The sequence below is a fragment of the Endozoicomonas sp. ISHI1 genome, assembly GCF_024606225.1.
GTDB lineage: Bacteria > Pseudomonadota > Gammaproteobacteria > Pseudomonadales > Endozoicomonadaceae > Endozoicomonas_A.
Genome location: NZ_JAGRPU010000020.1, coordinates 1 through 20,581, shown reverse-complemented (window position 1 = coordinate 20,581; position 20,581 = coordinate 1). Strand labels below are relative to the sequence as shown.

Sequence of the window (20,581 nt, the reverse complement as noted above, 5' to 3'; positions counted from 1 at the left end):
TTGGATTATTTCGGTCAGGTGATCTGACGGAACCTGACCACAGGGTGTTACTAATGGCAAAACGTGATTTTTACGAAGTACTGGGCGTAGAAAAGGGGGCCTCTGACAAGGAGATCAAGAAGGCCTATCGCCGTATGGCTATGAAGTTCCACCCTGACCGTAACCCCGATGACAAAGAAGCGGAAGAGAATTTCAAGGAAGTCAACGAGGCTTTTGAAATCCTCTCTGACGATCAGAAGCGTGCCGCCTACGACCAGTACGGTCATGCCGGTGTCGATCCTAACATGGGCGGTATGGGTGGTACTGGTGGCTTTGGTGGCGCTGGCGGCTTTGGTGACGTCTTCGGTGATGTTTTTGGTGATATCTTTGGCGGTGGTGGTCATTCCCGAAGCTCCGTTCAGCGCGGTGCTGATCTGCGCTATCAACTGGAACTGAGTCTGGAAGAGGCGGTTAAGGGTACTACCAAGAAAATCAAGATTCCTTCTCTGGTCGGTTGTAAGTCCTGTGATGGTACAGGTGCCAAAAAAGGGACTTCTCCTGTGACTTGTAGCACTTGTGGTGGTGTGGGTCAGGTGCGTATGCAACAGGGCTTTTTCTCTGTTCAGCAGACCTGTCCTGACTGTCACGGTACTGGCAAGATGATTAAAGACCCTTGTCGTGAGTGTCATGGTGAAGGTCGGGTTCAGGAATATAAGACGCTGTCTGTTAAGATTCCTGCCGGTGTCGATACCGGTGATCGTATTCGTCTGGCGGGTGAAGGTGAAGCAGGCGTCAATGGTGGTCCAGCCGGAGATCTCTATGTTCAGGTCAGCGTGGTAGACCATCCGATCTTCCAGCGTGATGGCAAACACCTATACTGTGAAGTGCCCATTACCTTTGTTGATGCCGCCCTGGGTGGCGAGCTGGAAGTTCCGACCCTCGACGGCCGGGTAAAACTCAAGATTCCAAAAGAAACCCAGACTGGCAAGTTGTTCCGTCTGCGCGATAAAGGTGTCACGCCAGTTCGTGGCGGCAGTCGCGGTGACCTGATGTGTCGTGTGGTGGTAGAAACACCCGTGCATCTGACCGAACGCCAGAAAGAGCTGATGCAAGAGTTGAAGGAAACCTTTGTCGCAGAAGGTGAACATCGCCAGTCTCCCAAGAAAACGTCCTTCTTTGAAGGGGTTAAGAAGTTCTTTGACGATATGTCGTCCTGATCAGTTTGCCAGATTGAAAATAAAAAAGTGGCATTAGCGCCACTTTTTTTGTGTAGCCTTTTTCATCTATGGCGTACAGAAATATTTCTCGTATTCGCCAAGAAAGTATTGATGGTCAAAGAGCTCTGTGATCATGGCTCCCAGTCCTTCGTTTTTGTTTCTGAACGGGTTCTTTAGCATTTGCTTCACTATTAGAAACTCCCAAAAACCAACCTTTGGACTATCGATATCACTATCGAACCTTGTTATGTCAATGTATGTGAAAATCAGGCGATCTTCTTCGGCAATGACGACGGTGTTCCAAGCATGGTTTTTACATGTTGAAAACAACTTATCGGTCAGGTAAACATTTGCCAGTACGTCAGGAAACAGTTGTTTCAGTTGATTAAAAACAACCATCCCCAATACCGTGTATTTATCACAGTCGCCAATCCCTCTCCGCCAAAATTCAACTATCGGACGTTCTTTTGAGAAAGTCAGCTTCAGCTCGCCTTCATCTACTTTTGCGTAGTGAAGCTTTTGTGTGACAATCAGTGCTGTCAGGTAGAGCAAACTATAAATCGTTGGTTTTTTTGTTGTCTGTTTGACTATGTCTTCAACGTACTTGAAAATCTCCTCCTGATCGTTCGTTGAAAAATAGTCCATGGTATCGTATGTAAATAGTGTGTTAAGCCGGAAAAATAGAGCTTTTGGAAGTGGAATAGGCTCTTTTTTACTGTGGTAGTCTACAAGATTACCCAAGTACTCAAACTCAAGGTGGGTTGTGGGGTAGGCAGCACAAGTCTGTTGGTCAGAGATTAGAGATGGGTAGGTGTCCAGGTCAATGCCGCGGAAGTAGAGAGAAGTCGCATCTTCCAGTCTTATGTTTTTACTCACGGCTTCATGAAGAAAATCAGCAGGCACTTTTGAAAAATAGAGTTTTTTTAAATCATAGGCTGATCCGGTGAGTCCCTTGTATCTGGGCAAATCTTCTGTCGTTAGCCCGTGTTCGAACGCTTCCTGAAGGTTAGTATGCGCAAAGTCAGTCAAGACAGAGATGCCGTTTTTATTTAAGCTGCCCGCGAGATCAGAAGGTATTCCATATTTAGCGTAAGCGATAATACGGGTGGCTGAATCAATATCGGCCTCGACGTAGCGATTGGCCGTTTGGGGTGTTAATCCCGCCTTGAGAATCTTTTCTATAAAAATCTCGTCACCCGCTACCCTGGGATGAAACGATGCAACTATATCCGAAGTGATGTTGCGTTGGGTAAAACGGTGAATATCATATGGGCTGACCATTGGGGCTTCTTGAGCAAAAAGTAGGACTTCTTCTGGTGTGGTTCCCACTTCTATGAGGTACTTAATATCATAGTCGACCAGCCCGGCGCTCAAGTAGGGCTCTTTTTCTTGTTCTGTGATATCAGCTTTGACGCAGAAACTCGTCGTTATGATTAATGCAGTTAACAGCTTGATGGTATGGTTTAAAATGTTCACGAGCGCACTCCTTTTCAATCAGGTTTCATGACTCACTGAATGTTAGAGTTTCGGAAGAGTGATTAGTTCCCTGAGATGAAAGCCAGACTGGACAAAAAAGTGGCTTTAGCGCGGCTTTTTTGTCCAGTCTTCTTCAATACGGCGCACAGAAATATTTCTCGTATTCGGTAAGAAAGTATCGCAAATTGAAGTATTTTGAGTACATCGCTCCCAGGGCTTCGTTTTTGTTTCTGAATGGGTTTGGGAGGCAGCCAGATGCCTCATTCAGATTCTGAATGGCATCATGCAGTTGTAGAAGAAACCGAAGAATAAGGTGTAGAAAATAGGCATTGTCGGGGTCGGAGTCTGTTATGTCAATGTGGGTGAAAATCAGGCGGTCTTCTTCAGCGATGACGACGGTATTCCATGTATGCCCCGGGTATTTCGAAAACAATTCCTTGGTTAGATAAACATTTGCCAATACGTCAGGAAACAGTTGTTTAAGTTGAGCAAAAACAACCACCCCCAATGCCATATATTTATCACAGTCACCCATACCCCTTCGCCAATATTCAGCAATTGAACAACCTTCAGGGAAGGTAAGTGCCAGCTCTCCGTCATCCACAAGTTCGTAGTGAAGCTTTTCTGAAACAATCTTTGCTGTCAGGTGGAGCAAATTATAGATCGTTGGTTTTTTTACATCCTTGGCAGCCTTTTCAACGTACTTGAAAATTTCCGCGTGATCGTCCAGTGAAAAGTGGTACATGTCGTATTGGATAAATATGGAATTAAGCTTGGAAAACAAAGCCTTAGGTAAGGCAATAGGCTCTTTTTTACTCTGGTAGCCCGCAAGGTTACCAAGGTGCTCAAAATGAAGCTGAGTGGTGGGGTATACAGTGCAGGTCTGTTGGTCAGAGATTAAAGACGAGTAGGTGTCCAGGTCAATGCCTCGAAAGTAGAGAGAAATCGCATCGAATAGATCTATGTCTTTCATCTTGGCTTCATGAATAAAGTCAACAGGCACTTTAGAAATGTAGAGAGTTTTTAATTCAATGAACGAGTAGGTGAGTCCTTTGTATCTGGACAGGTCTTCTGTCTTTAGCCTCTGTTTAAATGCATCTTGAAGATAGACCTGATCAGAGTCACTGAATACGAAGAAGAGGTTTTTGTATAAGGAACCTGCAAGATCAGGGGGTATTCTATTTTTGGCGTACTTGATGATAAAGAAGGCCCCATTAATGCCGACTTCGAGGTAGCTATTCGCTGTTTGGGGGCTTAACCGTGCCTCTAGAATTTCATCTATAAAAGCTGGGTCATTAGCCACTTTAGGATGAAACGATGCGACTACTTCCGGAGTAATGTTACGCTGGGTAAAACGGTGAATTTCATACGGACTGACCATTGGGGCTTTCTGAGAAAAAAGAAAGACTTCTTCTGCTGTGGTTCCCACCTCTGTGAGGCGTTCAATATCATAACCGGCCAGCGTGTCGTTCATGCAACGTTCTTCTTGTTCTGTAACATCAGCGTTGACACAGAAACTCATCGTTATGAGTAATACAGCAATCGGCTTGATGGCATGATTTCTAATGTTCATTGATGTAATCCTTTACACTCGGGTTCAATTGTCAATATGACTTTAGAGTCCCGGGAAAGTGTTTGGTTCCTCCGGGAGGGAAATATATGAGCGTTACAGGTAAAGAAGCCGGAAAAGATTGGGGAGATTTTTTCAGCTCATCTATTATTCATGTGTCTGGAGCAGTTGTTATGTCCGGATTGCTTTGATCGTGTGGACAGAAATATTTCTCGTATTCGGTAAGAAAGTATCGCAAATTGAAGTATTTTGAGTACATCGTTCCCAGGGCTTCGTTTTTGTTTCTGAATGGGTTTGGGAGGCAGCCAGATGCCTCATTCAGATTCTGAATGGCATCATGCAGTTGTAGAAGAAACCGAATAATAAGGTGTTGAAAATAGGCATTACCGGGGTCGTACTGTGTTATGTCAATGTAGCTGAATATCAGGCGATCTTCTTCTGCAATGACGACGGTATTCCAGGAATGTTTTTTTAATGTCGAAAACATTTCGTTGATGAGGTAAACGTTTGCCAGTACGTCAGGAAACATTTGTTTCAGTTGAGCAAAAACAACCGTCCCCAATGCCGAGTATTTATCACAGTCGCCAATGCCCCTTCGCCAATATTCAGCTACTGAACAATCTATCGGGAAAGTCAGCTCCAGTTCTCCTTCATCCACTGATTCGTAGTGAAGCTTTTCTGAAACAATCTCCGCTGTCAGGTAGAGCAAATTATAAATCGTTGGGTTTTTTACACGTTTGGCTATGTCTTCAACGTACTTGAAAATCTCTTCCTGATCGTCGGTTGAAAAATGTCGCATAAATTCTTGCGAAATATCTCTGCCAGAAAATACTGTGTTAAGCCGGAAAAATAAAGCTTTTGGTAGAGGAACAGGCTCTTTTTTGCTCTGGTAGCCCGCAAGATTACCAAGGTGTTCAAACTCAAGACGGGTTGTGGGATATACAGTGCAGGTCCGTTCGTCAGAGATTAGAGATGGGTAGGTGTCCAGGTCAATGCCACGAAAGTAAAGAGATTTTGCATCTTGCAGGTTCAGGGTTACATCCATACTCAGGACTTTATGAAGAAAATCAGTAGGCACTTTTGAAACGTAGAGTTCTTTTAATTCATTGGTTGTTGAGGCGAGTCCCTTGTATCTGGGCAGATCTTCTATGGTTAGCCCCTTTTCCATTGTTTCTTGAAGCCAAACCTTCGAATAGTCAGAGTCAGCGTAGAAATAGTAGCCATTTTTGTATAAGGCGCTTGCAAGATCAGGAGGAATTCCATTTTTGAAGTAACTGGTCAAAATGTTGGCCTGATCAACGCCGGCTTCGAGGTAGCTATTCGCCTTTTGGGGACTTAACCCTGCCTGTAGAATTTTATCTATAAAAGCAGGTTCACCAGCCACACTGGGATGAAACGATGCAACGACTTCCGGAGTCATGTTACGCTGGGTAAATCTGTGAATGTCATACGGGCTGACCATTGGGGCTTTTTGAGAAAAAAGAAAGACTTCTTCTGCTGTGGTTCCCACCTCTGTGAGGCGCTCAATATCATAACCGGCCAGTGCGTCGTTCAGGCAATGTTCTTCTTGTTCTGTAATATCAGCGTTGACACAAAAACTCATCGTTATGAGTAATGCAGATATCAGCTTGATGGAATTTGGAATGCACATTGGCGTACTCCTTTAGTGCCGGGTTCAATAGTCCTTTCATACCAATCGAACTTTCTAACTCCCTATTGCGCTGAAGAGTCGAGCCTTAATCCTGCGTTGGCGATCGTCACCATAGCTAAGGCTATGACTCCTTATGCCGCCTTGTTTTAAAGCTCAAATATCCATGCTCATCACGAAAGTTAGAAAGCACTATTGGTATTAGAGTTTCGGGAGAGATATTAGTTCCCCTGGGAGGGAAATATAGTTTTGTCTCTGAATGGGTTCGTTCTGTGCAGCTGACCGGAACCGCAGAAAGCTGGATGTTTTTATCGAAGCCATTGGCCAGGTACAGATGCTGGAAGTTGTGCGAAGGAGGGGATTTATTCAAAGCCCCCTGAACAAGGTATTTTTGGCTGAGCCGGATTTCAGTTATCCGGAAGATTTCTTTCTAATACTTCCAACATCATGTTGTTGTCAGGATGCAATGCCTTTTGTTGTAATGCTCTGGCCAGTTCATAAAAACTATCTCCTGGCTTAGTTGTTTGAGACATATAATCAAGCACTATTTCATTTGATTTATCACAGACGTACTGGCAAAACTCGGGTAATCTACCTTCGTCTAATAACCGGGTAAAGTAACTTTGCCGATCATCAGCTGAGAGATGAGTATATTCATGGATTTTTGAGGTATCCGTTCCATTAAAAAAGTGCGGAATTAACGTTGAGATTAGCCCAGTATATCTCAGGATTTCGTCTGTGATTACTCTACATATTTTATTGAGTTCTAAATGGGCATTCTCAGGGGTATACCAAAGATCATGTTTGATTTTTCTGTCACATAACTCTATTTGCTCTTTGCTCATTGTTAACAGAGCTGATTTAACCTCTTGCATAAGGAATGGATTAAAATGAAATGCACTATTAGCTACTTTCCAGCGGCCTAAGAGTTTTGGGTTGCCTGTTGTTGGTATTTCATGACCACATCTGCTCAGTCCAAGGTAGGGTTTATTTAAGCATTGTGCAATATTAGCGGTGCTGGCTCCCGGTGCATAAATGGGGATGTTGGAAAAATAACAAATCAACTCAAACAGTCGCTTCGGTAAAAAAGTAAATTCAAATACGGTGACCTTATCTTTAAGTGATTTCTCAGCAGTAAAGTCCAGGCAGTAATTAGTTGAAAACTCTATATTACCAGTATCACTGAGTTCTTTTTTTTCTTTTTCAGACAGGTCGATCTTCTCGCTGTGTGGTGCAATAATAATGATAGGCTTATCGCCAAAACACGCTTTAGCGGCATTTGTGTAATTGTAATACTCATGTTTTAACATCCCCGAAGCATGATAGGAAAGGGCTAGATATATTTTATTTTCTTTGGCCGATTGCAATAATTCGGTAAAAAATTGAGCTAGTTTTTCAGTATCATAACCTTGTGTGACTGGATTTTCTAAGCTGTTAGCTATATCCCTTTTCATTAACTCTGGTGTTGACGTATCTTTATTGATCTCATATGGATAAATGGGCAGATGATTTTCTAGGTTTTTCAGGGGCATTTCCCTTGTAGATTCAGGGAACCACCTATAGTTAGTTATTTGAAATAATGGAGCTTTTGTTGATGTTTTATACGAGTCCCAAACGGTGTAAATTTGTAGTGTGTTTTTTGATAAAAGATGGGTTGGTATTGTCTCTTCTACGATGTATGGAATACCAAATAGCTTATCCGGTCTTATTTCTGGTGACGATAATTTGTGTTCCCCATAAATGATAAATTCATCAATGTCACGTGCAGGTAAACCAGAAAGAAGATTTGGTAATTTGTTGCTAAGAGTAGGTTCATAGCCAGAAAAGCGAACCAGATGTAAAGTGCCAGGAGAAAGTCTGACAAAATTCCTTAAGAATTCTATATACAGGTTTAAATTTCCATAACCCCGACCGTGGATAGCTTCTACCAGAAAAACGATTTCTTTAATTTTTCCAGCTTTACTTTGTAAAGAGGTAATTCTATTCATAGATGATGCATGAATCGGTATCTGCCTGAAAAAATCCTGAAGAAAAGATATCCATTGCTTGTCCTTTGGTATCAAACAACCAGCTTGCAGGAGAGCACTACTTTCGATAATAGAAGACTCTTTACTGCTTTTTAACTTTTCTGGAAGTGCCTCTGTGGACGAACTTTCATAAGCTTTTCTTTTTTTGTTATGCCATGTAATTCCTTCATGAGTTGAAACATAATAATGCTCTAGTTTAGTTGGGGGGGCAGGAAAAGGTTTTTCCAGGGTACTTTCCGGTGTGTGTACTTGGTTTATGACAGAAGTTGCACAAATATCATTCTTAAAGGTTCTGTTTATATTATGGTTTGCCTGACTGGCAAAGGTATCAGTAATATTTTGTTCGCCTTTTTCTGCTTTAATGGTTTTTTCTTGTGTTAACAGTTCATTGGTAAGTCCGGACTGAGCTGGAAAGTGACTATTAATCATAATGTACCTCCGAACCCATTCGCCGTTTGGGGGCTTAACACTGCCTGTAGAATTTCATTTATGAAAGCTGGTTCACCAGCCGCTCCAGGATGAAACGATGCAACGAATTCCGGAGTAATGTTAAGCTGGGTAAAACGGTGAATCTCATACGGACTGATCATTGAGGCTTTTTGAGCAAAAAGAAAGACTGCTTCTGTCGTGGTTCCTGTCTTAATGAGGCGCCCAATATCATAATCGGTCGGCGTAGCGTTCAGGGAGCATTCTTTTTCTTGTTTTGTACTATCAGCGTTGACGCACAAACTCGTAGTTACGGGTAATGCAGCCATCAGCTTGATGGCATGGTTTATAATGTTCATTGGTGTACTCCTTTACTGCCGGATTTAATAGTCCACTGGATATTAGAGTCTCGGGAGAGTGATTAGTTCCATCAGGAGAATTTAGAAGACTTTCAGGCAAAGAAGCCGGGAAAGATTAGGGAGATTTTCTCAGCTCATCTATTATTTGTTCACATGCGGCTAAGTGACTACTTTCCTCATATCAATAGCCTTCAAAACATATTTTTTACGGGTAGCTTGAGCAGTGATAAAACTACCTTTGGTGTTGAAATCCGAACCTGGGCTTTGTTCAGGTATTGCAGCATCAATACTGTTCTATTCGTTGTGCAACCACTTTTTGACGACAGGTTCTTCTAACTGGGTCAGTGCCGGACTGTTTCTGCTTTTGTTTGTTGTCATGCTTTGGTCTTCCTTTGGTGTGGTTCGCCATGCCGATGGTTTGGCCGAACAGCTGGGAGAGCCGTACGGCACTCTGATACTGACCCTGTCAGTGATCAGTATCGAAGTTATTGTGATTTCAGCCGTAATGCTGACGGGGAGTCATAATCCGACACTCGGTCGGGATGTGATGTTTTCTGTCCTGATGATTGTACTCAATGGGCTGGTCGGATTGTCGCTGCTTCTGGGAGGGGTCAGGCATGTTGAGCAGACGTTTAATTTACAGGGCGCTAACTCTTTTCTCGGGATTCTTATTCCTCTCTCTGTGTTGGGTTTGATTCTGCCTAATTTTACTGAGTCAACGTCCATAGGTACTTTCTCCCTTGAGCAAATCGTCTTTCTCGTTGTCATGAATGTCGTCCTCTATCTGGCTTTCCTGGGCATGCAGGCTATGAGGCACCGGCACTATTTTGTGGGCGATAATGAGGGTTATAATCGCAAGAGTGAAAAGAAGTTGTCTGTCTCGTCGCATACCCTGCTTTTGCTCTGCTACATGGTTCCCATTGTATTGCTGTCCAAAAAGCTGGCAGTGATTGTGGATTATGGGATTTATGAACTGGGGGCGCCTTCGGATCTGGGTGGTATGATTGTGGCGATTCTGGTTCTGTCTCCGGAAGGCATGGCGGCTATCAGGGCGGCAATAGCCAATAATCTTCAGCGCTCTATCAATATCTGTCTGGGATCGGCCTTGGCCACCATTGGTATGACTATTCCCGCTGTGTTGCTGATTGGAATTCTGACATCCAAAACCATTGTTCTGGGTTTGAATAATGTCGACGCATTATTGTTGGTTCTGACGTTGCTGGTTTCCATGGTGAACTTCGCATCAGGTAAAAGTAACCTTTTCCAGGGGGTGACTCATCTAACATTGTTTTTCTGCTACATGATTCTGATTTTTGACTGATCGAAATGCATAAATGCCTGTTTACGAGTGCACTGAATTCAAGTGTTTCCTGGTAGAAGAAAATCTTGTCTTTTTACGAATATTGTGTTCAAATGCGAAAAATTTGCATTAGATTTATTGAGGCAGTTAGCGTGCCCCTGAAATCCCTGATAAAAGTCGGATAAGAAAGCGAGACGGTGATTCAATTTACCTCTCGCTTTTTTTGAGCGTGCTCTTTAAGGGAGCAGGTGGAACAGCCTTGAGCGTATAGAAAATCATTTTGCCCATGAATGAGATGATTTTCATGAGGTGAATGTGGGAGGAATCATTGACTAAGTCAGCCGTACTGGCTCTGGAAGACGGAAGTCTTTTTCGGGGCATTGCCATTGGATCCGACGGAGAAACCAGTGGTGAGGTCGTTTTCAATACAGCCATGACAGGCTATCAGGAAATACTCACCGATCCTTCTTATTCCCGTCAAATCGTCACTCTCACCTATCCACATATTGGTAATACAGGTATTACTCCCGTAGACGAAGAGTCTACTGAAATTCACGCAGCCGGCCTTGTTATTCGTGATCTTCCTCTTCTCGCAAGCAACTGGCGAAACACAATGCCTCTTGATGAGTATCTTCGTACTAATCACATCGTAGCCATCGCTGATATTGATACCCGTCGCCTGACCCGCATCCTGCGAGAAAAGGGTGCCCAGAACGGTTGTATCCTGGTGGCCGATGAGAACGGTCATATTGATGAAGCGGCAGCTCTGGAAAAGGCTCGTGCATTCCCTGGCCTAAAAGGTATGGACCTGGCTAAGGAGGTCACGGTTTCCGAACCTTACGAGTGGAAAGAAGGCGTCTGGGCTCTGGAGTCTGATGATCACCAGTCTGTTGACGAGCAGCCTTTCCATGTCGTGGCTTATGACTTTGGTGTGAAGCGCAACATTCTCAGAATGCTGGCCCAGCGTGGCTGCCGTTTGACGGTAGTGCCCGCAGTGACTTCTGCCGAAGAGGTTCTGGCCATGAATCCGGACGGTGTTTTCCTGTCCAACGGTCCTGGCGATCCGGAGCCATGTGATTATGCCATCAGGGCCATTCAGGATATTCTGGAAACCCGTATCCCGGTCTTTGGTATCTGTTTGGGTCATCAGCTGCTGGGTCTGGCCAGTGGTGCAAGCACCATGAAGATGAAGTTTGGTCACCACGGAGCCAACCATCCGGTGCAGGATCTGGATTCCGGTGTGGTGATGATTACCAGTCAAAATCACGGTTTTGCCGTGTCTGAAGAGAAACTGCCTGAGCATATCCGGGTCACTCACAAATCCTTGTTTGATGGCAGTCTTCAGGGGATTGAGCTGACCGACCGGCCCGCTTTCAGTTTCCAGGGGCATCCTGAAGCCAGCCCGGGGCCACACGATGTGGCGGTGCTGTTTGACCGGTTTATCAGCCTGCTGGAAGAGCATACAGCCGCTTCCCAATCCTGATCAGGTCGCTTGAAAAAGAGACTTACAGTACAGACAACAGGCTTTCGTGAGCAAAGAGCTCCGCAAGCCTGAGACAAGTTACGAGAGCAACGATGCCGAAACGTACAGATATTGAAAGCATCCTGATCCTGGGTGCGGGTCCTATCATCATTGGTCAGGCCTGTGAATTTGATTATTCCGGAGCCCAAGCCTGTAAAGCCCTTAAAGAAGAGGGCTATCGTGTCATACTGGTGAACTCTAACCCGGCCACCATCATGACCGACCCCAGCATGGCAGACGCGACCTACATTGAGCCTATTCGTTGGGAAACAGTCGCCAAGATCATTGAGAAAGAACGTCCGGATGCAGTACTGCCTACTATGGGTGGTCAGACCGCTCTGAACTGTGCTTTGGATTTGTTCCATAAGGGAGTTCTGGAAAAATATAACGTCCAGATGATCGGTGCCAGCCGGGATGCTATCGATAAGGCTGAAGACCGTGAAATGTTCGACACAGCAATGAAGAACATTGGTCTGGAAACACCCCGATCCGGTATTGCGCATACCATGGAAGAAGCTCAGGCTGTGCTGGATCAGGTAGGCTTTCCCTGTATCATCCGTCCTTCTTTCACCATGGGTGGTTCCGGTGGAGGTATTGCCTACAACAAGGATGAGTTTGAAGAGATCTGTAAGCGGGGTCTGGATCTTTCTCCCACCAATGAGCTGCTGATCGATGAATCCCTGATTGGCTGGAAAGAGTACGAGATGGAAGTGGTGCGCGACCGCAACGACAACTGCATCATTGTCTGCTCTATCGAGAACTTTGACCCGATGGGAGTTCACACCGGTGACTCGATCACGGTCGCACCTTCCCAGACGCTGACTGATAAAGAATATCAGATCATGCGTAATGCCTCTGTGGCTGTTCTGCGTGAGATTGGCGTTGAAACCGGCGGTTCCAATGTTCAGTTCGGTATTTGCCCGGACACTGGTCGTATGGTCGTGATTGAGATGAACCCCCGGGTATCCCGTTCCTCTGCCCTGGCTTCCAAAGCGACTGGCTTTCCGATTGCCAAAGTGGCAGCCAAGTTGGCCGTGGGCTACACCCTGGATGAACTGCGCAACGAAATTACCGGAGGTGTGGTACCGGCTTCTTTCGAGCCAACCATCGATTACGTCGTCACCAAGATTCCTCGTTTTGCCTTTGAAAAATTTCCTCAGGCCGACGATCGTCTCACCACCCAAATGAAATCTGTGGGTGAGGTCATGGCTATTGGTCGTACTTTTCAGGAGTCTATGCAGAAAGCCCTTCGTGGTCTGGAAACCGGAGCCACTGGCTTCAATCCCATGCTGGATGTTTCTGCTGAAGGTGCTATCGACAAGATCAAGGCAGAGCTGGTTGTTCCAAAGGCGGATCGTCCATACTACGTGGCAGACGCTTTTCGGGCCGGTATGACTCGTGAGGAAGTTTTTAACAGCTGCATGATCGATCATTGGTTCCTCGTCCAGATCGAAGACATTGTTAAAGAAGAGCAGAATCTGGTCGGCAAAGACTTGTCTGCGCTGGATGCCACCACTTTGTTCAGCCTCAAGCGTAAGGGTTTCAGTGATGCGCGTCTGGCAGAGGTGATGGCGATCTCTGAAACAGAAGTGCGTAACCATCGTCGTCAGCTGAAGATCAAGCCGGTCTTCAAGCGTGTAGATACCTGTGCGGCCGAGTTTGCCTCTACGACAGCTTACATGTACTCCACCTATGAAGAAGAGTGTGAAGCTGTGCCAACTGATAACGAAAAGATCATGGTTATCGGTGGTGGTCCTAACCGTATCGGTCAGGGTATCGAATTTGATTATTGTTGTGTTCATGCGGCTATGGCTGCCCGCGAAGACGGTTACGAAACCATCATGGTTAACTGCAACCCCGAAACGGTTTCTACCGACTACGACACTTCTGACCGACTGTACTTTGAGCCGGTCACTCTGGAAGACGTCCTCGCCATTATTGATGTCGAAAAACCCAAAGGTGTGATTGTTCACTACGGTGGTCAGACACCTCTGAAACTGGCTCGTGCTCTGGAAGCTGAAGGTGTGCCGATTATCGGTACCAGTCCGGATGCGATTGACCGTGCCGAAGACCGAGAGCGTTTTCAGGGCATGATCCAAAAGCTGGACCTGTTACAGCCTGCGAATGCCACGGTGCGCAGTGCTGAAGAAGCTGTTGCTAAAGCCAAGGAAATTGGCTATCCATTGGTTGTGCGCCCTTCCTACGTTCTGGGTGGTCGTGCCATGGAAATCGTGGCGGGCGAAGATGAACTGCAAAAGTACATGAAAGAAGCGGTTCAAGTTTCCAATGATAGTCCGGTGTTGCTGGACCTGTTCCTGAATCGTGCCGTAGAAGTGGATGTCGATGCAGTATGCGACGGCGAGCGTGTGGTTATTGGTGCCATCATGCAGCACATTGAGCAGGCAGGTATTCACTCCGGTGATTCCGGTTGTTCTCTGCCTCCCTACAGTCTCAGTCCCCGCATCCAGGACAAGATTCGTGAGCAGGTGAAAGCCATGGCTATGGAGCTGGGTGTTGTTGGTCTGATGAATGTTCAGATGGCGCTGCAAGACGGTGAACTCTATGTGATCGAGGTTAATCCGCGTGCGTCCCGTACAGTGCCCTTTGTGTCCAAGTGCATTGGTCACTCTCTGGCCAAGATTGCCGCTCGTGTCATGATGGGTAAAACTCTGAAAGAGCTGGATTTTACCAGAGAGATTGTACCTCCCTACTACTGCGTAAAAGAAGCGATCTTCCCATTCAACAAGTTCCCGGGTGTGGATCCGATTCTTGGCCCGGAAATGAAATCTACCGGTGAGGTGATGGGTGTTGGTGCATCTTTCCCGGAAGCCTATTATAAGGCCCAGCTGGCTGAAAACATGGCACTGCCAGAAGGTGGCCGTGTCATCATCAGTGTCCGTGATCAGGACAAACCAATGGTGCCTGGTATTGCGCGCCTGCTGATGGATACCGGCTTTGAGCTGATGGCTACCAGTGGAACTGCCCAGGTGATCGAAGATGCCGGCCTGCCCGTGACCCGGGTTAAAAAGGTGATGGAAGGTCGACCAAATATGGTGGACAGTATCGTCAATGGTGATATAGCCTTTGTTGTCAATACCACCGAAGGTCGTCAGGCCATTGCAGACTCCTATAAAATCCGCCGATCTTCGCTGACCAATAAGGTTCTCTACACCACCACCATGGCAGGTGCGGAAGCCATTGCCCGGGCCATTGCCTTTGGCTCGGAAAAAACAGTCAGAAGACTTCAGGATTTGCACGAAGGTAGGACTGGATGAATCGATATCCAATGACCGTGGAGGGTGAAAAAGCCCTCCGTGAAGAGTTGACTCAACTGAAAACCGTGGAAAGACCGCGCATTTCTCAGGCGATTGCTGAAGCCCGGGAACTGGGAGACTTGAAAGAGAACGCTGAATATCACGCAGCCCGTGAACAGCAGAGCTTTACTGAAGGTCGTATCAACGATATTGAGGCCAAGTTATCCAACGCTCAGGTCATCGATATCACTACGATCAAAAAAACCGGTAAGGTTATCTTTGGTACCACGGTTTTAATGGTTAATCTGGATACGGACGATGAAGTCGAGTACAAGATCGTGGGTGATGATGAAGCAGACATCAAATACAACAAGATCTCTGTGAACTCACCGATTGCCCGTGCCCTGGTTGGTAAAGAAGAAGGTGAAGTGGTGGTAGTGAATACACCTTCCGGCAATGTTGAATATGAGATCGATGAGGTTAAGCACGTCTGATGGTCTCGTTCTCTGCACGGGTTGGAGACCTGTGCAGAGAAGTTTCTTTTCCTCTCTCTGCCCTTCCTGATCAGCCAAGTGTTTTATGTCAGCCTAACTGACAGTGCTGTTAGTGATCTTGTCAGCCATTGATAGCATTCTTGTCAAACAACAAAAAACACAACAAAGAACACAACAAGGATTGATGGAGGGAGTAGTATGATAAATTTTCTGCAAACAGGCTCAGTACCCTTTGATAAGAATGCTATTACTGATAAGTTGGAAAAGCTTGGAAACCTTGCCTCCAGCTTCAGGCGCAGTACGGTCAGGGCATTCAATAACGTCTGTGGTTATATGAAGACTGCTGGCGACTTCTCTCACACCCACTACTCCGACCAAAGTTCAAGGAGCTCGGGCAGTGCCAAACAGGTTTCAGAACGAGCGATTGCCAGACCACCTTCAGAACGAGGTATTACCAGACCGGTTTCAAAACCAGGCCAGCCGGAGAGCCAGAATGACAACAATCTGGCAGCCAGACTTGAGAGTCTCAAAATTGATTGCTCTCGGGCGCATACTAAGCAGGATCTGGTGACGATGAAACAGAAAACCACAGGTCTCCTGGACGATGCCAAAACAAAGCTTCAGAATCATCCTGAGGCTGGCAAAGTGCTTGAAAAGCTGAATGTTGCGGTCAATTTGCTGGAAACTTCATCTGAAGATGAAAACCACGTCCATGAGGCTGCTGACTACCTTCAGAAGGTGCTGCTAGACGTTCGTTTCGATGAGTTGAGCCAGTTGCGTCAGCGAAATGACCAAATAATGAAAATTGAGCGGGATGTTGCTGATGTCCATGAAATAATGCATAACCTGCAAGGTATCGTTCATGAACAAGGTCAGGACGTGAGCCGGATTGAAGATCATATCACTCAAAGCAGAGATAATGTTGAAGAAGCCGTGGAGTCTCTGGATTCAGCGAAAAAGTCGGCTAAAAAAGGTCGCAAACTGAAGATTTTTTTAGGTATTGTGCTTGCCGTTGTCGGTATCACCCTGTTGGCCTGCTTGCTCTGATATAGCTGTCGAACGTGGAGGTGTGAGATGACAAGTCACTCACACCACCAAACCTTTTAGCTTTAAGAATTTCCGGGATTTGACTCAATACCTCTATTATTTTCTCTCAATGACTCTCGTAGAAACTTATTGTTTAGCGGGTTTAAAAGCTTTTATTTTTTTAATACCATCCAAAATTTCCTGACCCTTATCGGATTAACTCATTTTCGATAGACTTCGCAATTTTTTTAGAATGTGAACGGGAATAGTAGCTTTTTCTTAAGGAGCCCAATACAACTTTTCAACACCGTCACTACCAAGAAAAACATCACCAGATTAAAGTTTTTTCTGTAAGTCTCATTGCAAAAATCTGTACTGATTTAACAACCAGAAGGCAAAGCTATGTCTATACTGTTAGCTTTTAAATCAGAGTGTTTGCTTAATGAAAACTGTTAGAAATCTGCTTTTCTCTCTCTCTGTTACTTTGCAACATGGGTATCATTGGTAACCAAATGACCTATGCTAATGACAGCCTTAATGTTGTGGCAGTGTTATTTGCTCAAACTTTGTTGCAAGTCATGTTTCCTTATTTAACAGAAGAAGAGCAGGTAAACCTGCAAGCTTCTTCATCTGCTGCTGTGTTCAGGTCTGCTGCGGGAGGTGAAAATATACTTCAACAATTAGTTGACAAGCCAGAGTGGGTAGTCAGGGTTGATAGCCTGCTTGAGGTTCTCGAAATTACAGTGGCAAGAGTTCAATCATTGATTGATTCAGGGGATCTTGTTTTACAAGCAGTATACTCATATGAAGAAACAGTAGCATTGCAACGAGTATTAAACTCTAAAACAGCCATTATTCTGGAGTCTGGAATATCAACATATCCTCAGCATGAGCAACCAGGGATTAGACGTCAGATGGCAGAAAGAGTTAATGATTTTATGACCTTTCTACGTAGTAAGATGGATATGGAATAAATCATAGGCAATATGCCATTTCAAACCTTGCCGACGTTGACGGCGTCGGTGATTGGTTATGTGGTGCTAGTTGAAGGTTGCGATTAATCTTTGAAGGAGGCTTGATCTACAATAGTATAATCTCCTGATATCTGACTTAAAGTTGAGCTTCCGTCAGAGTGCAGTTCAAAATGTAAATCTTGATCAGAAATTCTCTCTAAAGCAATAACTCTGCTACTGACCATTGTGCGAGGTTGTTGTGGCTGATCCATTTTTACATTTCCAATGGCTGCCATGGTAATAGAGTCGCTGGATGCCAATCCAGGCTCAAACAGAACGACACCAAGAGATGGTGGATTGCTGATCTGTGAATATGAGCTGAGAAATTTTGACACCAAATCTGCATGCGGCAAGTGACGTTCATAGTAAAGATAGTAACTATCTCCCGCAATACTGTACAAATAGGAGGTGCACCCAGAACAGTTCTGACTGGTATGATAGACCTCGGCAAAATAGTCAATAAATCCAGATACTCCATCTATCTCGACATCCTTGACTTTCCCTTCACTATTGATGATACGAAATTTATTATTCGCTAACTTATCAATGCTTGAATAGCAAGTTACGGATAAACCTGTGAACAAAAAGAAGATCACTAAAATTCGAAGTGATTTATACATTCGTCATTTACCATGTCAGTAGTTGATGGTGAACAGGTCAGTATAGACGCTTTTTCAGAAGCTTACATTTAGGTTCATAGTGCCAAACCCAACAGTTTACGATGGCAGTCTGCTGGATTTTTTTGTTGCGTGCGTCTACGTTTTTGATTCAATCCGTTTGAAAGCAGGTTTGTAATTGAAGAAAAGATTTGAGTTCTGTAAAAAGCTAATGGTCCTATCCTTAACAATCTTTTGTTTATCAGGATTTTGCTTTTCAGATTATCAAGAGCCTGATGAGAGTCAAGTGACTATAGGAGGTCAATCGATTTGGTATGACGTTGTTAAGGAGTCACTATGCAACTACATCTATATGCCAATAGATTATTACGTAGGCTCAAGAGGCGTTTTTCGTTTGGTATCAATACTTGCACTTGGGTATAGAAACTACTACGAATTTTATTTGCATCGTAGAGTTGGTGATAAAATAGACACTTGTCTTTTGATCGTTGCGCTAGCATTAATACCTGTAAATTTTATTTATGACATTTTAGAAGATAGAACAGCCTCAAGTACCTTAAGTAATAGCAATATGAAAGAAATAAAAATATCTAAGACAGTGGGGTTGACTTCTTTTGATTTAAGGCTTTCAGGCCTGTTAGAAAACAGTGCTTTATACAATATATCAAAACCATTACATAATCTTGGTGTTAGCAATATTAAATTTACCTCTTCTGAAGTAGATAATAAAATGCATCTTTTAATAGGGTTAACAAAGATGGGCAAACTTGAGGAAGTGTTCTTTGATATTTCATTCCCGACATTAGATTCCGATCGTTATCATTGGGTTGAACTTTGCTGTAATGAAAATAGTCATTGTAATCATTATTCCTCAATCCCACTAAGTATACTGTCAGAAGAAGTGATCAATGAGTTAGTCTTTTTATTAGATGGGAACTATGGTTTTGCGAAATCAATAAGTGATTTTAAAAGAGTCAAAGGAGTTGACTTTTCAGTTAATGAAATGTTTGTTGTAGTAAAAGTACAACAAAGAGAATCTGATATCTTTTCTTACGTTATATGTGACACTCAAACTCATACTTTACAACTAAAAAATAGCCGCTATTCATTTTCAAATAAAACTTTAGTCTATGAACTTATACAAAAATTAGCTGTTCAGGCTGAAAAATTAGCTGTTCAGGCTGAAGGGTGGTTTCGATATCTCATGGAATTAATTTTGAAGCAGTGTGAACATATAATGTTCTTCGCAATCACTGATTTCTTTTTTGAAGGTTATTTTCTTGGAGAATGTGCTATTTGCCGTGAAGCCATGATTCCAGGGGCAGTTTCGCCTGCCAGCTGTGACATACATTATTTCTGTACCTCATGCCTGATTGAATGGGCACAATATGGCGCTGGAATGTGTCCATATTGTAGAGATTAATGCAGCACACATCTTCGCCTTCAGCGACTGCCCCGCACGCGAATTAAAGGCTTGTTAGGTGCAAGATTACTTAAATGGATTGCATTTTGCAGCCGCAATGAAATCTCTGTAACATTTTCAGAGGTTAGATAATTAAAGCAATTACGGTTAAAAATATACCTGAAATAGTTTATAAAAGGCTTAAAGAAGGAGCCACTGCTCACATGACAGGAAGCTTTCCTCACCAGAAGTTCTATCTTGATATTCCAGACGGCTGACTTACGGATAGAGAGAAGAGTGTTGTTCCCGGCACGGTGTAAATAATGGGGCTAAGGAAAGTTATGCGGGAACTCATTTGTAAACCAGAAACTTTTTTTAGAGAATGATTTTCTTTATTTGAATTGGCAAGATCGTATACTCCTGACCTGAGCCTGATACGAACTGGACACCACTGGCAACATGATAGTGCCAGCAAGGTTTAACCGCTATATGTCTCGACTTTAGCTACTGCGTTGTAACTCGTAAATCCATTGGCTCGAAAGCAGTTAATTGCGCTTGACGGAGCTACGACTCATATGTGTTAGCTATGTACACCCGAGTTTAAGTTATTAAAAAAACCTTTATAGATTTAATAAGATATTTGCCTATATGAAAAACGTGACCATTATAAGTTAAAAATTATCCCCGATCTTGAATCTTGGGTTTGCTCAGCTCTTTGGATTAGATTGAAATGTTTTTTTGTTTTCTGCAACTACTAATTGCTCAGGTACCTTTTCTAAAAAGAATACTGATTCGATTAATTTTTTCATTACTGTTAGTAACTCTTTCTTTAAAGGGGCAGTCCTTAGAAATTGAAGGTGCTCTCTTAGTTAGGTCAATGCAAAATGCTTTATTCTTGATTGTAAAGGTTATTGAAAGTCAAGTTTCAGCCTCTTTTCACATATATCATCTACAAGAGAGCCTGGGAGATTATTGGGGTATTCATCTTGAACAGATCAATTCTGTTCAAGTCCATGAACAGGCTCTGAGCGTACAAATAACTTTATTTGAAGAGGTTTCCAACATTCCTACTGAGTTTTTTTTCATAAGATGGGTAGCTCCGAGTGAATGTAACTTTAGATAAATTACCAAATTGAGCGGAAAGCCCCGTACTTCTAGTTCGGGGATGGATAGCTCGCAGTCTGAAAGACTGCCTATGCAAAATACTTGTTGTATTTACAGCTTTCATTGTAAAATGTAAGCATGACTAAG

General features: G+C 44.0%; 14 protein-coding genes. 8 read left to right on the top strand and 6 right to left on the bottom strand.

Translation table 11 applies throughout. The features are described from left to right. The first annotated feature begins 53 nt into the window (after positions 1–53). A complete protein-coding gene (gene dnaJ, locus KBW69_RS13715; protein ID WP_257281214.1) occupies positions 54–1,196 on the top strand; it encodes a molecular chaperone DnaJ in 1,143 nt (380 codons plus the stop codon). 66 nt (positions 1,197–1,262) lie between these two features. Here the strand turns inward: dnaJ and KBW69_RS13710 are convergent, their stop codons facing one another. The 5 genes from KBW69_RS13710 to KBW69_RS13690 all read right to left on the bottom strand — a co-directional run bounded on the left by KBW69_RS13710 (position 1,263) and on the right by KBW69_RS13690 (position 8,702). Then, on the bottom strand, positions 1,263–2,672 hold the full coding sequence (locus KBW69_RS13710) for a hypothetical protein (protein ID WP_257252984.1): 1,410 nt from the start codon (positions 2,670–2,672) through the stop codon (positions 1,263–1,265). Between the two features lie 133 nt (positions 2,673–2,805). Next, positions 2,806–4,245 (bottom strand): hypothetical protein, encoded by a 1,440-nt coding sequence (locus KBW69_RS13705; RefSeq protein ID WP_257281213.1) that lies wholly within the window; start codon positions 4,243–4,245, stop codon positions 2,806–2,808. Between the two features lie 148 nt (positions 4,246–4,393). Continuing rightward, positions 4,394–5,893: a hypothetical protein gene (locus tag KBW69_RS13700; RefSeq protein ID WP_257281212.1), complete on the bottom strand. Its 1,500-nt coding sequence runs from the start codon at positions 5,891–5,893 to the stop codon at positions 4,394–4,396. A gap of 404 nt (positions 5,894–6,297) precedes the next feature. Beyond that, the gene (locus tag KBW69_RS13695) at positions 6,298–8,346 is read right to left on the bottom strand and encodes a hypothetical protein (protein WP_257274597.1); all 2,049 of its coding nucleotides are present in this window, start codon (positions 8,344–8,346) and stop codon (positions 6,298–6,300) included. Next, positions 8,343–8,702: a hypothetical protein gene (locus KBW69_RS13690; RefSeq protein ID WP_257281211.1), complete on the bottom strand. Its 360-nt coding sequence runs from the start codon at positions 8,700–8,702 to the stop codon at positions 8,343–8,345. Before KBW69_RS13690 ends, KBW69_RS13695 begins: the two co-directional genes overlap by 4 nt. A gap of 316 nt (positions 8,703–9,018) precedes the next feature. On the opposite strand from KBW69_RS13690, the gene KBW69_RS13685 reads away from it, so the two are divergent. The 6 genes from KBW69_RS13685 to KBW69_RS13660 all read left to right on the top strand — a co-directional run bounded on the left by KBW69_RS13685 (position 9,019) and on the right by KBW69_RS13660 (position 17,272). Continuing rightward, positions 9,019–10,023 (top strand): calcium:proton antiporter, encoded by a 1,005-nt coding sequence (locus KBW69_RS13685; RefSeq protein WP_257253321.1) that lies wholly within the window; start codon positions 9,019–9,021, stop codon positions 10,021–10,023. 307 nt (positions 10,024–10,330) lie between these two features. Beyond that, positions 10,331–11,485 carry a glutamine-hydrolyzing carbamoyl-phosphate synthase small subunit gene (gene carA, locus KBW69_RS13680; protein WP_257253322.1) on the top strand — a complete coding sequence of 385 codons (1,155 nt, stop codon included), beginning with the start codon at positions 10,331–10,333 and terminating at the stop codon, positions 11,483–11,485. A 92-nt stretch (positions 11,486–11,577) separates the two neighbouring features. Next, the gene (gene carB, locus KBW69_RS13675) at positions 11,578–14,799 is read left to right on the top strand and encodes a carbamoyl-phosphate synthase large subunit (RefSeq protein ID WP_257253323.1); all 3,222 of its coding nucleotides are present in this window, start codon (positions 11,578–11,580) and stop codon (positions 14,797–14,799) included. Then, entirely contained in the window at positions 14,796–15,272 is a 477-nt protein-coding gene (gene greA, locus KBW69_RS13670) for a transcription elongation factor GreA (RefSeq protein WP_257253324.1), read from the top strand. The genes carB and greA overlap by 4 nt, the downstream gene beginning before the upstream one ends. 198 nt (positions 15,273–15,470) lie before the next feature. Then, positions 15,471–16,319 carry a hypothetical protein gene (locus KBW69_RS13665; RefSeq protein WP_257253325.1) on the top strand — a complete coding sequence of 283 codons (849 nt, stop codon included), beginning with the start codon at positions 15,471–15,473 and terminating at the stop codon, positions 16,317–16,319. A gap of 470 nt (positions 16,320–16,789) precedes the next feature. After that, entirely contained in the window at positions 16,790–17,272 is a 483-nt protein-coding gene (locus KBW69_RS13660) for a hypothetical protein (RefSeq protein ID WP_257281210.1), read from the top strand. An 83-nt stretch (positions 17,273–17,355) separates the two neighbouring features. Here the strand turns inward: KBW69_RS13660 and KBW69_RS13655 are convergent, their stop codons facing one another. Next, complete coding sequence (locus KBW69_RS13655) at positions 17,356–17,931, bottom strand: hypothetical protein (protein WP_257253327.1); 576 nt, start codon at positions 17,929–17,931, stop codon at positions 17,356–17,358. Between the two features lie 175 nt (positions 17,932–18,106). Here KBW69_RS13655 and KBW69_RS13650 point away from each other — a divergent pair, with 175 nt between their 5' ends. Beyond that, positions 18,107–19,351, top strand: a complete 1,245-nt coding sequence (locus KBW69_RS13650; protein ID WP_257253329.1) for an RING finger protein — start codon at positions 18,107–18,109, stop codon at positions 19,349–19,351. The last annotated feature ends 1,230 nt before the right edge of the window (positions 19,352–20,581 follow it).